At 55.3% G+C, this 13,115-nt stretch carries 9 protein-coding genes; 5 read left to right on the top strand and 4 right to left on the bottom strand.

What is annotated here, in order from left to right:
• Positions 1 to 4: 4 nt before the first annotated feature.
• Complete coding sequence (locus tag ACP_RS07525) at positions 5 to 1,402, bottom strand: ATP-binding protein (protein ID WP_169305946.1); 1,398 nt, start codon at positions 1,400 to 1,402, stop codon at positions 5 to 7.
• 209 nt (positions 1,403 to 1,611) lie between these two features.
• Here ACP_RS07525 and ACP_RS07520 point away from each other — a divergent pair, with 209 nt between their 5' ends.
• The 4 genes from ACP_RS07520 to ACP_RS07505 all read left to right on the top strand — a co-directional run bounded on the left by ACP_RS07520 (position 1,612) and on the right by ACP_RS07505 (position 7,738).
• Positions 1,612 to 2,907, top strand: coding sequence for a TolC family protein (locus ACP_RS07520; RefSeq protein WP_015896690.1), 1,296 nt, complete (start codon positions 1,612 to 1,614; stop codon positions 2,905 to 2,907).
• Positions 2,908 to 2,924: 17 nt separating this feature from the next.
• Positions 2,925 to 4,046: an efflux RND transporter periplasmic adaptor subunit gene (locus tag ACP_RS07515; protein WP_015896689.1), complete on the top strand. Its 1,122-nt coding sequence runs from the start codon at positions 2,925 to 2,927 to the stop codon at positions 4,044 to 4,046.
• Positions 4,043 to 7,183 (top strand): efflux RND transporter permease subunit, encoded by a 3,141-nt coding sequence (locus ACP_RS07510; protein ID WP_015896688.1) that lies wholly within the window; start codon positions 4,043 to 4,045, stop codon positions 7,181 to 7,183. The genes ACP_RS07515 and ACP_RS07510 overlap by 4 nt, the downstream gene beginning before the upstream one ends.
• A gap of 243 nt (positions 7,184 to 7,426) precedes the next feature.
• Positions 7,427 to 7,738 (top strand): hypothetical protein, encoded by a 312-nt coding sequence (locus tag ACP_RS07505; protein WP_041839396.1) that lies wholly within the window; start codon positions 7,427 to 7,429, stop codon positions 7,736 to 7,738.
• Between the two features lie 215 nt (positions 7,739 to 7,953).
• On the opposite strand, the gene ACP_RS17315 is transcribed toward ACP_RS07505, so the two are convergent.
• The 3 genes from ACP_RS17315 to ACP_RS07490 all read right to left on the bottom strand — a co-directional run bounded on the left by ACP_RS17315 (position 7,954) and on the right by ACP_RS07490 (position 12,066).
• A complete protein-coding gene (locus tag ACP_RS17315) occupies positions 7,954 to 8,421 on the bottom strand; it encodes an antitoxin Xre/MbcA/ParS toxin-binding domain-containing protein (RefSeq protein ID WP_015896687.1) in 468 nt (155 codons plus the stop codon).
• A 409-nt stretch (positions 8,422 to 8,830) separates the two neighbouring features.
• Positions 8,831 to 11,116 (bottom strand): KAP family P-loop NTPase fold protein, encoded by a 2,286-nt coding sequence (locus tag ACP_RS07495; protein ID WP_015896686.1) that lies wholly within the window; start codon positions 11,114 to 11,116, stop codon positions 8,831 to 8,833.
• Between the two features lie 335 nt (positions 11,117 to 11,451).
• Entirely contained in the window at positions 11,452 to 12,066 is a 615-nt protein-coding gene (locus ACP_RS07490; RefSeq protein ID WP_015896685.1) for a Uma2 family endonuclease, read from the bottom strand.
• 405 nt (positions 12,067 to 12,471) lie between these two features.
• On the opposite strand from ACP_RS07490, the gene ACP_RS07485 reads away from it, so the two are divergent.
• Entirely contained in the window at positions 12,472 to 12,720 is a 249-nt protein-coding gene (locus ACP_RS07485) for a hypothetical protein (protein WP_015896684.1), read from the top strand.
• Positions 12,721 to 13,115 lie beyond the last annotated feature (395 nt).

The raw sequence follows: 13,115 nt of genomic DNA, 5'->3' as shown, positions 1-13,115 counted from the left end.
CCGGCTATCCTTGCACCGGCGTGAGTGAGATTACGAAGTGTGCGCCTTCGGCTTGTGCCTGATACCGAATTTCTCCTCCGAAGGTCCGCAGCATAGCGCGCGAAAGATATAAACCCAGTCCGGAAGAATAGGCTCCAGATTGAAAGGGTTGAAACAATAGCTCGGGCTGGGAGACTCCGCAACCATTGTCCTCAAACTCAATCAGAACGCGGTCTGCTTGCATTCGTGCGGTGATGGCGAGAATCCGATCGTCTCTGAGGGCGAGCGCCCGAATGCTGTTGGTGACGAGATTGAGAAAGACCTGCATCAGTCCGGCGCGATCAGCCCATACCTCGGGAAGGTCCGCGTCTGCGTGCCACTCTACAGCGATCTCCGCTTCTTCCAGAAGAGGCGCGATGACAATGCGCAGCTCTCCGAGCAGGGCGGGCAAGTCTACTTCAGAGGCTTCGCTGGTAGTTCGCTGCAGGCTGATACTTGCAATGCGCTCTAGTGCGGCAATCAGGTTGCCCAGCGTCTCAAAATCCGGACTGCCGACGAGAAGTGGATTGCGCGCAAGATTCTGATGAACGACACCGATGGCTCCGCAGATATTCCGAATCTCATGGGAGACTGCACCGACGGCGATGCGAGAAGCGGTCATCAACTGGCGAAGACTGGCAACTTCGTGAGTGCTGAGTTCCTCAGAGGAGTCCAGTACCATTGCGGCAAGGCGTGAACCCGCTTTCGTCTGGTAAGTGGAGAAGCAGATATCCGCAAGAAAGGCTTCGTTGCTTTCGCGGCGTCCGTGGGCCTGCATCACTGTACGGTATAACTGCTCTGAATTGTCGGGTGTTGGAACATGGCGCAACGAAGGCAGATAGCTGTAGATCGTTTTTCCGGGCAGGCTACCCTTTGCCGCCAGCATGCGGTGCGCGGCTTGATTGGCCATCAGAATCGTGCCTGAAGCATCCGCCATAACGATGGCGGCGGGGCTGCTTTCGACGAAGATGCGAAGCTGTTCTTCCGCCTCCCGGCGCGCATCACCTTCCCGCTGCATCTCTTCCAGGTGACGGATATCCGCAGTGCGTTTGCGGGTGACTTCACGCATGAAAATGCCCACGCCAAAGAACGCGGCAAAGAACAATACGTCACGAGGGATTCCCAGGCGCACGCCCCAGCCGAGATCATCGAATAGCTCGGCCAGCACGGTGCAAGCGGCTGCAATGATGGCAATCTGCCAGGGGGCCAGCACGCTTCCCACCATCAGCATGGGGAGCAGATATAAGAAGCCCAGGGGAATCGCGCCAACAATTCTCCAATCGAGCAAAGCGATACCTGCAATCAGCGCGACTGCCTTGAGCAGGACAGCGCGGCGGCTGCCTTTCAAAAGTGCCTCATCCAGCCACACCTCACGACGCCTCACGGAACAAAACTGAAATCACCCTCATTGTAGTCATCCCTGCGCGCTTCAGACTCGTTGCGGTGGCACGCGTCAAATTTGACCAAAAGATAGGTCGGCGGCGCTGCAGGAGCGTCACAGAGGAACAGTAGTATGCAAGTAACCCTGTACACGCCGTGGCGGATAACCCCAGTCGCCGCGAAACCCCATCAAGCTGATCGAGACCTGATTCCATGCGGATTTTTCAATTTCGCGGCAGGACCACCTGTCTTGCCGCCGCGGCGACGATGCTCCTTGCCTGCGCTGCTCAGGCGCCGGCGCAGCAGGCGCTTACCTGGAGCCAGGTAAAGGCCAGATTTGAAGCCAGTAATCCTGCTTTAAGAGCCGACGCGGACAATGTGGACGAAGCGCGGGCAGAAGAGATCACGGCGGATCTGCGGCCTAATCCGCAACTGACCACCACGGTGGACGGTACGGAGATCGCTCCCAACAACTCTGTCTGGCAACCCCTGACTGGAACCTATGTTCAGACCGGCGTCAGCTACCTGCACGAGCGCCGGCATAAACGTGAGTTGCGGCTGAGGAGCGCGCAGCAAGGCACAGAGATCAGCGAATCGCAACACGAAGATCTCAAACGTAATCTCGAATTCGCGTTGCGCTCAGCCTTCGTCCAGACGCTGGAAGCTCAAGCCGTGCTCAGCATGGCGCAACAGGATCTTGCCTACTACGACTACATCATCGCCATCAGCCAAGCGCGCTTCAAGGCAGGCGCGATTGCCTCGATCGACCTCGATCGCATTGAACTCGAGCGTGTTCAGTACGAAGCCGAACTGCAGACGGCAGTTGTCAATCTGCGCACGGCAAAAATCCAGTTGCTGCAGCTCATGAACGACAACACGCCCACGCAGCAGTTCGATGTGACCGGACCATTTAATTTTCCAGATACCTTGCAGCCGCTGGCATATTTCCGGCAGGTTGCGCTGGCCAGCCGGCCCGACTTGCAGGCTGCGATGCAGACGATTCAGCAGTCGGAGACAAATCACAAGCTCGCGATCGCGAACGGTTCCACCGATCCTACCTTCGGCACTGATTACACATGGAACAACTCGACCAATAATCCGAGCCCCTCCCAGATGCAGACCATTGGATTCAACGTGAGTATCCCTCTGCGCATTTTTGATCGCAATCAGGGAGAGAAAAAGCGCACGCAGATCGATATCAGCCGGGCGCAAGAGGCAAGTGAAGCGGTACGGGCGCAAGTCTTCTCGGATGTAGACACGGCCTACGCGGAAATCCAGGGCGACATTGCCCAGTTGAAGCCATACAAGACGCAATACAACGAGCAGGCATTACATGTGCGCGATACGGTTACCTATTCCTACGAGCATGGAGGCGCATCGCTGATGGACTTTCTGAATGCGCAGAGCGATTACCGCCAGGTGCAGTTGGCATATGCGCAATTGGTAGGGGATTATCTGACTGCAGCCGCGCAACTGAATCTTGCAGTGGGACGTGAGGTGATTCAGTGAGGCGCCTGATGGGTTTGATGATTGCAGGCAGTGTGGGTGCGAGCCTTCTGCTGACGGGCTGCGGTAATAAGTTCAATCCGGCCTCAGGCGCGCCTCCCACCCCGAGAGTGGTAAACGTTGGAAATCCTGATCTGGTCACGGTCGCGCACCCGGAGTGGTTTCCGGTAGTGAAGGCCGGGCAGATCAATGAGCCGGGCAAGATGGATGTGACCGGCGCCGTGTTTCCCGATGTAAACCGCGAGGTGCCCGTCATATCCCTGGCCAGCGGGCGTGTAGTGGACATTCGCGCGACGCTCGATCAAAACGTGGCCAAGGGACAGTTGTTATTGCGCGTGCAGAGCCCGGATATCACGAACGCCTTTGATGCCTATCTCAAAGCGAAAAACGATGAACAGCTGGCTGGCGATGAACTGGTCCGTGCCAGGGATCTCTACGGACACGGGGCAATTTCATTGTCTGACTTGCAGCAGGCGCAGAATGCACAGGCAGATGCTCAGGCCGACCTTAACGCCGCAAATCAGCAGCTAAACACACTTGGGGTAAACAGGAAGCACCCTTCCGATATTGTGAATGTCTACGCGCCTATCTCCGGCGTGATCATTTCGCAGAATGTGACTGCTGCTTCAGCGACCGGCGTGACCTACTCCGGAACGCCGAACGCCTTCACCATTGCAGACCTTTCGCGCGTGTGGGTGATCTGCGATGTTTATCAGAATGAGTTGCCGCATGTGCATCTGGACCAGTTGGCGGAGATAAAAGTCAACGGATATCCCAACCTGGTTTTGACTGGGCATGTCAGCGATATCGGGCCGGTGCTCGATCCGACCCTCCGCACAGCCAAGGTGCGCATTGTGGTCGCGAATCCCGGCAGGTCGTTGCGCCTGGGCATGTTCGTCACGGCGACACTGATTGGCCGCAAGTCTGAAGTGCACGCGACTGTTCCCGCGGATGCAATTCTGCATCTGCACGATGAAGACTGGGTCTTTGTACCGGCGGGCGGCCACAACTTCCGGCGCGTCGAGGTGCAGGCTGGAGGTATGCTGCCTGGCAATCAGGAGGAGATTGTCTCCGGAATTCAACCCGGAGAGCCAGTGGTTCGCAGCGTTCTGCAACTGGAATCTCAGTTGGAGGCGCAATGATCCGCAGGCTGGTCGACTTTGCACTGCAGAATCGGCTTCTGCTGCTGGCGATTGGAGTTTTGCTTCTAGTCTGGGGCGTCATCTCATTTCAACGGCTGCCGGTGGAGGCGTATCCGGACGTAGCGAACAATTATGTGGATGTAATTGCGCAGTGGCCGGGGATTTCCGCCGAACAGATTGAGCAGCAAGTCACGATTCCCCTCGAAACGACTCTGAACGGCATCCCCGGTGTCGCACATGTGCGCTCGTGGTCTATCTTTGGGCTCTCGACGGTGGAGTTAATCTTCGGCGACCAGACGACTGATTTTGAGAATCGCGAGCGCGTGCTGGAGCGGCTATCTCAAGTGACGTTGCCACAAGGCGTGGTCCCGCAAATGGGCACGGACTGGAGTCCTGTAGGCCAAATCTACTTCTATGTATTGCACAGCACTAATCCCCAGTACGACGTGATGAATCTGAAATCGCTCGATACCTGGGTGGTGCAGAAGTATCTGAAGTCGGTTCCCGGAATTGTGGATACCAATCCGTTCGGCGGCCCGACCCAGGAGTATCAGGTACGGCTTGACCCGGACAAGCTGATCGATTATGGCCTCAGCCTGGAGCAGGTAGAGCAGGCGCTGGCCAATAACAATGTCAACGGTGGTGGAAGTTTTATTCAGCAGGGTGAACAGCAACTCAACGTTCGGGAAGTGGGCCTGGACCGCAATATTCAGGATATTGGCAACACGGTTGTAACAGAGCAGGGTGGGACGCCCATCCGGATTAAGGATCTCGGCGTGGTGGCACAGGGTCCGATGATTCGGCTCGGCCAGTTCGGAGATACCTATCGCAACCGAAACGGCGAGCTGATGAATAACGACGACGTCGTCTCCGGCATCCTCTGCCTGCAGAAAGGCGCCAACGCGCAGCCGGTGCTGCAGCGCGTGCAAAAGATGGTGCAGGAGCTGAATACGCAGATTCTGCCCAAAGGTGTCACCATTCATCCGTTCATTGATCGCAGTGATTTGCTGCATTTCACCGTGCATACGGTAATGCACAATCTCGGCGAAGGCATTGTGCTCGTCATCGTGATTCTGCTGCTGCTGCTCGGCAATATTCGCGGTGCGCTGATTGTGGCCGTCACGATACCCTTTGCGTTGCTAATTGCGGCCATCTGTCTGGACCTGAAACATATTCCTGCGAATCTGATTTCGCTCGGCGCTCTCGATTTCGGAATGGTGGTAGACGGCGCCGTCGTCATGGTGGAGAACATTGTCCGCCATCTTTCGCGGCAAGAGGAGAATGGCCGCCCCATGCAGCAGCGCATCTCCGAAGCGGCGCATGAGGTGCAGCGCCCGGTGTTTTATGCGATCGCGATCATTATCACCGCGTATCTGCCCATTTTCATGCTCCAGGCTGTGGAAGGCCGCATCTTCCACCCCATGGCGTGGACGGTGGCATTTGCGCTGCTGGGCGCGCTGTTTTTCTCCATGATTTTCGCGCCGGTTCTATCCAGCTTTGCCTTCAGCAAGGGGGCAAAGGAGTGGAAGAACCCAGTGATGGAATACCTTCGCGAAGGCTACCGCAAACGTGTCCGGTGGGCGATTCATCATCGTGCAATCACCCTTGGCGTCGGGGTCATGAGCCTGCTTCTTGGCATATTTCTCGCCACGAGTGGCGTGATTGGCTCGGAGTTTATGCCACATCTTGACGAAGGCTCGATTTGGGTGCGCGGAGATATGGATCAGAGCGTCGGGCCAACGCAAAGCATTGCAATGGCAAACCAGGTGAGGCTGATGCTCTGCTCGTTCCCTGAAACCACTGAATGTACGAGCCAGACCGGGCGCCCTGATGATGGAACAGATCACACCGGGTTCTTCAATACCGAGTATTACGTTGGACTCAAGCCAGCGAAGGACTGGCGGCCAATCTTCCACGGGGACAAGAATAATTTGATCGCGGCCATGAGTTATCAGTTGAACAAGAAATTTCCCACCGTCATCTGGGGGTTCTCGCAGCCGATTGAAGACAATATGGAAGAGGCAATGACCGGTGTCAAAGGCGAGATGGCCACCAAGATTTATGGCAGCAATTTGCATCAGTTGGAGGATATTGCCGATCAGGTGAAGACCATCATGAGCGGTGTGCCTGGCATCAAAGATCTTGGCGTTCTTCAGGTGACCGGGCAGCCTGACCTGGACATTCAGGTTGACCGCCAGAAGGCCGCGCGCTGGGGGATCAGTGTGGCGCAGGTGCAGGACGCAGTGCAGACCGCTGTTGGAGGAACAGCCTTCACGCAGGTATTGAAAGGCGAGCAGAGTTACAACCTGACGCTTCGCTATCTTCCGAAATATCGTGATACCGAGCAGGCTATCAAAGAGATTCGGCTGCTTTCGCCGTCAGGCGAGCGCGTCGCGCTGGCGCAGCTCTGTGATATCCACGAAGCTGACGAAGGATCAGAAATCTATCGTCAAAACAATCAGCGCTATGTTGCCGTCAAGTACAGCGTTCGCGGACGGCCACTCGGCGACGCCGTGCGCCAGGCGATTCAGGAAGTGAGTACGCAGGTAAAGCTGCCTCGCGGATATCACATCAGTTGGGCAGGCGAATACCAGAGTGAGCTGCGCTCGGCGAAGCGCATGGCCGTAATCGTTCCTATTACCGTGCTGCTGATTTTTCTTATTCTCTACTCGATGTACAAGTCGCTCAAGTGGGCCACTTTAATTCTCGCTACCGTTGCGATGGCGAGTATTGGCGGTTTGCTGGTACTGCTGATCACGCACACGACGTTCAGCGTATCGTCGGAGGTTGGATTCCTGGCGTTGTTCGGAGTTTCGGTTCAAACGGGAGTCATCATGCTCGAATACATCAATCAACGGCGGGCTCGAGGAGAATCCATAGAAGAGGCGGCGGTGGAAGGCGCGGTATTGCGACTGCGCCCCATCATGATGACGATGCTGGTCGCGACGCTAGGGCTGTTACCGGCTGCGATGTCGCATGGCATAGGGTCGGACACTCAGCGGCCTTTTGCGATTGTGATCGTCGGCGGATTGATCGCCAACCTCTTAATGAGTATCTTTCTTCTGCCCACGCTTTATGTGTGGATCGCGCGCGAGAATGACATACTCCCCACAGCGGAAATCGAGCTTGACCACTGAAATCCTGCTAGCTGCACACTTGCCGTGCCGCTTTCCTCAAAAAACTCAAATTGCCCGTTCCGGACGAATAGAACAGCCGGCCAGAATCTGGCCGGCTGTTCTTCTTGATAGGCTTTGCGAATACTGAACTTCAATTTCGGCGTACCGGGATTCAAGGATTTCTAGACGACGCAGCAATTCGGGGCGATTCGACAGGCCCACTATAAGGATCTGATTAAAAATCTTCCGGCGCTCCGGCGCGCAATGAAGTTCCTGATCTCTAAGTCGCTCGATGCCGATCGTCTGAACTCAGTCTTTGCGGGCGAGCATGCCGTTAGAGGATTCGGAAAGAATCAAATCACGAAGGCTCTAACCATATATGAAAGACATAAGTGGCTAATCTTGAACAAACCTATTACGAGCACGCTTGCACGATATGGCCATCAGATTGAACGGTCCGCCCAGGGATACTTGGCGATCGCGGCTGACATGAGCGATGCAGTGGGTGCTTTGGGAGTTCCTGATTTCTGGGCTCTTGATGCGATCTGCCAGGTCAGTTATTACGACCTGCAATGAAGCTTATTGGGCCGGGCGCTCGAGCAGTATGCTTTTTGGATGAAACGCGGATTGCTGCATAATCATCAATGCACTCGTTGAACCGAAATGGCGATTTCTGGTGTTGCCGGGTTTTCCGACGCAGGAACACGCCAGTGGTCTCAGGCTGAAGAATGAAAGGGAAATTTCGAAGACGATTTTCTGGATCTGTGCGCTTTTACATTGCACGCACTGAATCAAGAAAAGATGCCGTTGTTGAGCCTGCCGATCAGGTCTTGTACTTCGCGTGCGCCGAACTCATTCCTGGCCATATCGATGGGGCACGCGCTGCCGAGGCCCCGGACCGGAGAGGTGAACCAGGCGCGGGCGGAATCGGTATCTCCACCGAAAAGATGGAGCGTTGCCTGATAAAGCTCAGCCAGGCGGAGTAGTTGCTCGGACTCTCTCTTCCCAAAGATGCCCGCTTTGCGACGCAGGGCAAATGTTAGCGCATGAATGCCCAGGTAATGGGCGAGGTCTTGCTGAGACAGTCCGGTGCAATCCAGAAACCGTGTGATTGCAGCCCAACTGAGACCGGAGTTGGCAGCCTGCATGAGAGATATGTTCTCCATGCTGCTTAATCCGAGCGCCTTGGCCACGACTTTGGTCCTGTCATTGTGCCTGGCTGGATGAAACCTCGCTGCGTGTTTATGCTCGCGGATCATCATGACTCATGTTACGCCGTGAGGGGCCGCGCTGGCTGCGGAGCAGCCTCTCCGGCGGGTATGCCTCGCTCGGTGAACGATTCTGTTATTCGCCACGATAGCGTGAGGCCGGAATGCGGGGCAGGCAGGCGGTGCTCGCAGAGGAGCTTTCGTGGATTAAGTAAAGCGCTCCATGCAAGCTCTGTGATTTGTGAGATCCTCAATAACTCAAGCAAAGTGACTTGAGTCTTGAATAGAATTGGGTGCCGTCCCAGTCAATGAGCGGTAAGGGCTGAAGACAACAACGGACGACCAGCCGCACATGTCAGGCTAGCCCGTTCTACGTCCAAGTGGATTGGATTTGTAAAGACTCGCCGACTTTTCGGTAGTGAATGAAGCTTCGGCGAGCCAATCTGACGGCGAACAGGCATCAGTCAAAGGCGAAAGGGCCGCTGTCAGGTTGTCCTGCATCTCGCCGTTCCAGCATCTTATGAAAGTTCCGCACGAGTCGATTCCCCTGCTCGTCTAATGTTTCCGCAGGCAGCGCATTCACCTTTTCATTCAACTTATCCAGGGAGATCAGAGGCTCGAAGTCTGTCCGTTGGAAATAATACCTTTCAGTCGCGGCGCGATCTCCAACCTGACGGACAGTAGAACGGAGTTCGAGGGATTTCAGAAGCGCAAGGATGCCCTCAGGAGTGTTCGACATCCCCTCTGCGAATGCAGCTGCTTTGCCAGGCTCTCCCCATCTATGCCATATATGAAGCAAGCTAGCGACCCTTGGACTCCGTGCCAGCGCTCCCGAGGAGGCAGCGGCCTCCATTTTGCGAAGAGCTGCAGCTTGCACATCGGAAGCGTCTGCTCCCGACAAGAATGGCTCGCTACCCTCCTCCGCCGATTTGGCCGTCAGGATATCTGCCACCTCTATTGCCATGGTTAATCCGGAGGTGACGTCGATTGCATTCACGAGTGCTGCCGCGCGGGCGTCTGCCTTTTCTATCTTCTCAAGCGCGTGCTGGACGAGAAATCCTATGCGCCACTGGATAGGAATCTCGAATCCTGCTGGCCGCGTCTCGGGAATTTTATCCCCAGTATCGAAGATTCCTGCCAGGTACGCTTCGACCTGTTCCGCTCCTAACTCGTCTTCGCAAATAGCCAATTCCTCAAGTGCAAGTACCAGAAGCCCTCGTGTCGCGAGTGATCCAAGTATAGAAGTCAATTCGCTCCGGTCACCGCGCGCAGCTAGAAGCTTCTGAACTGTTGCTTGGGGTAACTCCTCTGCATTGACTGCGAGCCTGAAATATCGGTCAAACAGTTTTGGGGAGCAGACTCGGAGTTCGCGATACCAGCGTGCGCCGAACTCTGCAGAATAGCTTGGACCGCCAAATGCCCGTTCTGTCGCAGGGAACAGATGCTTGAGAATCTCCGTGATTTCGTTTTGATGATTGTTGGAACCTGCTTCGACGATGCTGTTGAGCGATTGCTTTGCCTCTTCGGTATCGCGCCCATTAGATTTGTGGCTTGTAAGGACTTCCTTGCTTGATTGCAGTGCCCTGTAGACAACTGGCTCGTTTAATCGAAGAACCTCTAGCGCGATGAGATCGATCGGATTCACCTCGAAAGCGCCGTCTACAAAGAACGAGGAGAACTGGAAGGCTAGCGTTGATACAAAGCGGTTAACGTCCCGCAATGTTGAAAAGTAGGCATGAACACCTGACCAAAAGATATTCGCCCAACGCGTCGTATTGAAGTGCTTCGAGACGGCTTCGCCGACGAGCAGTTGGTTAAGCCTGTCGAAAAGAATCCGGCGGACGCGTTCTATATCGATGAGCGGCACGTCGAAAGCGACTTGAACAATTTTTTCGAGATATTCGGACCCTGACACTTTAAGCACGCTCGAAATGTTTGATTCGACTATGGAGCGTTCGCAGATTGTCAGATAAACGGTGTTCGGAAAATCGGCGTTTGACTTGATCAGCTGGAATACCTCAAGTGTTTCCTGCGGCGTAAGGCGATCGAGATCGTCGAGCACCACAACAATCGGAGTCTTTAGCCTCTTAAGATCTTGCGCTAGCTTTTCTTTGATCTCGTTAATGCTTTTCTGGCCGACATCTATCCCAGCTGCAAGCAGCTTGATTGTGGCTTCCACAAGCCCTGTGGTGAAGGCCAGCAATGCGATCACGAGGGCGAGGATCCCAAACGTGAAAGCAAAGGTTTTGGAATGCAGCCATGCCGATCCGAATGCAGCAAGACCGACGAGTATAAGCAGGGCACCTACAACGTTGCGGGTTGCCTTCGCAAGATCGTGCGGACCCCGCAGGCGTAGAGCCCATCTCTTGAAAGTGTTGAGCGTTCTTTTCCTCTGCTTCTCGGAGCCGAGGTCGCCCTTACCCAAGGCGATACCCAATTCATCGAAGAAAGCTTCGCTCAGGCTCGGCCTAATCGCCATCTGCCAAGGGTTGAACTCCACGCAGCGTATCCGTGGTGAAGATTGGTCGAGGGCTTCGACCGCCATGTTCTTAACGGATGATTTTCCATTTCCCCATGGCCCATAGAGCGCGATAACGAGGCTTTCTTGCCCCGACCACCCTCGGATCGCGTCAGCTAGAGCCTCCGAAAAGCCGCGCCGACCAAGTTCGTCCTCGCTCCTGCTCCGGATGGGCCTATCCGCAGAAAGCCATTGTGAAGGGCTCGGCTCTTCGCCTTCGCGTTCCATTGCCGTTCCTATCTCCGATATCGATCACTATAGAATGAGTTTCTGTCAAACCGCATATTCCGAACAACACTCGACTTGGGGTGCTAAGCGCTGATAGCTACTGGGAAACGGGGATGTGTTCCTCGATCCACCTTGCCGCATAGACGCCGAAGCTCACCTGTGCCGTAACCATCTCACCTGCACCGAAAGAGTGTGTAGCCCGTTCTACAGCCAGGTTAATCGGATTTTTAAGCCCACGTTGAGTCTTACCTGATTGGTACGAATAACTTCTTTGCCGGTGCGGACCGGACCCAATCGCTCACCGAACAGCAATTCCGAGCAACGGGTGGAAAAAATTAGTGCCTGATTCTATAGGCGGCCCAAACCCGGTCCAAGCTAAGCACAAATCCGTCGACAGGACCGGTCCCGCGAAGAGATGGGCCTGTCTCCGTGTGCGCCGGCTGGCCGTGCTCGTAGATCGTTACAGATTTGCTTTGCGGGTCAATCAACCATCCAAGTAGCGCGCCATTTCCAATCCAGCGCTCCATCTTCTCTCTTGTCTCGGCCAGCCGCTTCGCGGAAGGGCTAAGCTCAACGACAAAAGCAGGTGCGAACTTCAGAAATTGGAGCAGGTCTACTGCCGTGAGGGCGGAGAGCTGTTCCTCGGTGGCATAGGCTGCATCCGGGCTCATGGAGGAACCATCCGGAAGCCATACGCCTGTTGAGGAGCCGAAGACCCTTCCTCTCGAATGAGTCCACCACCAGACTCGCAGCTGCGCATTGATCTCCGAGTTTGCATCGCTGGCAGCACAACTCGCAAGTGTGTTCACGAGGATTGCTCCGTCCCTGGTGCATTCAAGATCCAGGCCGGGATTCGCTGCGCACAAATCCTCGAACTCCGGATTGGAGAGAGTTGGCCGGATGACAACGGAGATGTTCTTGTCCTCCGGAAGTTCGAGAATTCTCTTCATGGCGCGATTTTATTCCCGGCGAAGTGTGCGATGAAGCCGGATGTAGCGCTTTTGACAATCATGGCGGGCATGCAGGAGCCCGTAGGCTGATTGCTGAGAAGCGCACAGGTGAACGCGCCATTCCATCACAAATCGCTGCGAGATCAGCTACAGATGCATCATCTGGGACATAAGCTCTGGCGTCATTGCCTGGAGTGAAGACCAGGAAACGCATCGGGAAAAGCTGCATCCGTCCCAGTTTTGCGTGGTTGGAAACCGAGCCCTCTATCGTGAGGAACTCTCTGACCCTTTTGATTCACGGGCCTCGATGTGCAAACAAGGCCAATTCGAGGAGGCCCCGCCACCGTGTCGTAGTATCCCTAATCCGTTCCTGCTGAAGTAAAGGCAGACATTGAGGTGAAATATATGCAGTTCCATCAGAATGAAAGAAAAAATGACATCTCGGATCATTCATCCGCGAATACAAAGCAAGAAGAGGCCAGAGGACCGTCTGCGGCCGCCGGCAGCGCGGCCACCCGGCATCGGTTACCGCAAGCTTCCGCGAACGGCCGGAGGGGAGCATGCGAAGAAATCCTTGAAGAGGACCTCTATGGGGCGATGTCTGACACATTGCCGGAGATGGATATCATCTTCGAAAACATAAGCGTGATTTAGTCCGGCGGCTGCCATCGGTTGACACAGGCCGATGGCAGCCATCCGTCTGGACCTTGAAGCCTCAATGAATATTGGAAATCCGGAATTCGGCTCTTCAGTATTCGCCGATCACTCCGCCCCGTTCATGAGCCAGCTCTCCGTCCGGCCGACTCATGCAGGCTTGCAGGTGGGAAGCGAACCGGGTTAGGCCTCTCGGTTCGACAGGGTGAGTTTTTGAGACCCATCAACGGGCATCTCTGGCGTTTGAAGCCTTGAAGGAGACAAAAACAGATTGGGGTCCATCCAGGGCCGCCGGCCTGATTATTAGTCGGCGGACCGGGCCCGAATATCGCCGGGAATGAGTACAGCGCGGTGAAACTCTCCCCGAGATTGGTTGCATCGCTGCATCCTCTGAG

Origin of the sequence: Acidobacterium capsulatum ATCC 51196, from assembly GCF_000022565.1 — a bacterium.
Taxonomy (GTDB): domain Bacteria; phylum Acidobacteriota; class Terriglobia; order Terriglobales; family Acidobacteriaceae; genus Acidobacterium; species Acidobacterium capsulatum.
This window is presented reverse-complemented; position numbering and strand designations above follow the sequence as displayed.

Excerpts from the sequence above, each read along its gene's own strand:
- ACP_RS17315 (WP_015896687.1), bottom strand. The coding sequence starts at position 8,421 with ATGATCCGCGAGCATAAACACGCAGCGAGGTTTCATCCAGCCAGGCAC.
- ACP_RS07505 (WP_041839396.1), top strand. The coding sequence starts at position 7,427 with ATGAAGTTCCTGATCTCTAAGTCGCTCGATGCCGATCGTCTGAACTCA.
- ACP_RS07495 (WP_015896686.1), bottom strand. The coding sequence starts at position 11,116 with ATGGAACGCGAAGGCGAAGAGCCGAGCCCTTCACAATGGCTTTCTGCG.
- ACP_RS07490 (WP_015896685.1), bottom strand. The coding sequence starts at position 12,066 with ATGAAGAGAATTCTCGAACTTCCGGAGGACAAGAACATCTCCGTTGTC.
- ACP_RS07520 (WP_015896690.1), top strand. The coding sequence starts at position 1,612 with ATGCGGATTTTTCAATTTCGCGGCAGGACCACCTGTCTTGCCGCCGCG.
- ACP_RS07515 (WP_015896689.1), top strand. The coding sequence starts at position 2,925 with ATGATTGCAGGCAGTGTGGGTGCGAGCCTTCTGCTGACGGGCTGCGGT.
- ACP_RS07485 (WP_015896684.1), top strand. The coding sequence starts at position 12,472 with ATGCAGTTCCATCAGAATGAAAGAAAAAATGACATCTCGGATCATTCA.
- ACP_RS07510 (WP_015896688.1), top strand. The coding sequence starts at position 4,043 with ATGATCCGCAGGCTGGTCGACTTTGCACTGCAGAATCGGCTTCTGCTG.